General features: G+C 68.3%; 1 protein-coding gene. It reads left to right on the top strand.

What is annotated here, in order from left to right:
* On the top strand, positions 1–876 hold an 876-nt coding region (gene tssI, locus A7D27_RS26855), incomplete at both ends, for a type VI secretion system tip protein TssI/VgrG (RefSeq protein ID WP_139134212.1).

An 876-nucleotide genomic window follows, 5' to 3' on the forward strand; every position in this document is an offset into this window, starting at 1 on the left:
GCCTTCACCGGCCACGAAGCCCTCAACCAGCCCTACCGTTTCGACCTCGAACTGGTCAGCGAGCGCAGCCGCCTCGACCTCGAAAGCCTCCTGCACAAACCCGCCTACCTCGCCTTCACCCCCGACGGCCGCGGCGTCCACGGGCAAATCTTCGGCATCGCCGTCGGCGAGATCGGCAACCGCCTCACCCACTACCACCTCACCCTCGTCCCCCGCCTCGCCTACCTCGCCCTGCGCCACAACCAGCGCATCTTCCAGCACCTGAGCGTCCCGCAGATCATCGGCCAGGTCCTCGAAGACCACGGCATCCTCGCCGACGCCTACCGCTTCCGCCTCGGCCCCAAAGCCCCACCGCCCCGCGACTACTGCACCCAGTACGACGAAAGCGACCTGCACTTCATCAGCCGCCTCTGCGAAGAAGAGGGCCTGCACTTCCACTTCGAACACCAGAGCGACAGCCACCTGCTCGTCTTCGGCGAAGACGCCAGCGCCTTCCCCAAGCTCGGCCGCCCCGTCGCCTACCTCGCCAACACCGGCCAGGTCGCCGACGAACCCGTCATCAAACGTTTCGGCCTGCGAATGGAAGCCCGCACCCTGCGCGTCACCCGCCGCGACTACCACTTCGAACAGCCCAGCCTGCTGATGGAAGCCGCCCATAGACCCCAGGACGACCTCCCCCAGCCCGACCTCGAAGACTACGACTACCCCGGCCGCTTCACCGACCGTGACCGGGGCCGCCGCCTCGCCCGCCAGGCCCAGGAACGCCACCGCCGCGACTACCGCCTCGCCGACGGCGACAGCGACGAACCGCGCCTGGTCAGCGGCCACCTGCTCAGCCTCACCGACCACCCCAAACCGGAATGGAACGACCTCTGG

Source organism: Pseudomonas sp. 1D4 (assembly GCF_001728925.1).
GTDB classification, from domain to species: domain Bacteria; phylum Pseudomonadota; class Gammaproteobacteria; order Pseudomonadales; family Pseudomonadaceae; genus Metapseudomonas; species Metapseudomonas otitidis.